Genomic DNA, 889 nt, shown 5'->3' with positions numbered 1-889 from the left:
CCTTCCTCGATCGTCACCGCGACCTCGTGGGTGGTGAGCAGGCGACGGATCAGCTCCTCGTCGAGCGGCTTGGCGAAGCGCAGATCGGCGACGGTCGTCGACAGCCCCTTGGCGTCGAGCGCGTCGGCCGCCTTCAAGGCCTCCTGCAATCGCGTGCCGAGCGACAATATCGCCACCTTCTTGCCCTCGCGCACGATGCGTCCCTTGCCGATCTCGAGCCGCTCGGGCGTTTCGGGCAAGGCTATGCCGACCCCGTTGCCGCGCGGATAGCGCACCGCGATCGGGCTGCTGTCGTGAAGCGAAGCGGTATGCGTCATGTGCACCAGCTCGGCCTCGTCCGCGGCGGCCATCACGACGAAATTGGGCAAGGTCGCAAGATAGGTGACGTCGAAGCTGCCGGCATGGGTCGCGCCATCGGCACCGACCAGCCCGGCGCGGTCGATCGCGAAGCGGACGGGCAGGTTCTGGATCGCGACGTCGTGGACGACCTGATCGTACGCGCGCTGCAGGAACGTCGAATAGATCGCACAGAATGGCCGCATGCCTTGTGCGGCGAGCCCCGCCGCAAAGGTCACCGCATGCTGCTCGGCAATGCCGACATCGAACGTGCGATCCGGGAACGCCTTGGCGAAGCGGTCGATGCCGGTGCCCGACGGCATGGCCGCGGTGATCGCGACGATGGTCGGATCGCGTGTCGCATCCTTGATCAGCTGGTCGGCGAACACGTTCTGATAAGCAGGCGGCCCCGGCGGCGCCTTGGCCTGGGCACCGGTGATCACGTCGAACTTCTGCACGCCATGATATTTGTCCGCGGCCGCTTCCGCCGGACCATAGCCCTTGCCCTTCTTGGTCACGACATGGACCAGGATCGGGCCGTGCTCGCTGTCGC

At 66.5% G+C, this 889-nt stretch carries 1 protein-coding gene; it reads right to left on the bottom strand.

The window, feature by feature from the left end; genetic code table 11:
* The coding region (locus SPR01S_RS21055) for a transketolase C-terminal domain-containing protein (RefSeq protein WP_281178811.1) at positions 1–889 on the bottom strand (889 nt) is incomplete at both ends.

Origin of the sequence: Sphingomonas pruni NBRC 15498 (assembly GCF_001598455.1) — a bacterium.
Taxonomy (GTDB): domain Bacteria; phylum Pseudomonadota; class Alphaproteobacteria; order Sphingomonadales; family Sphingomonadaceae; genus Sphingomonas; species Sphingomonas pruni.
The sequence above is the reverse complement of the archived record's forward strand: the minus strand, read 5'-3'. Positions and strand labels throughout refer to the sequence as shown.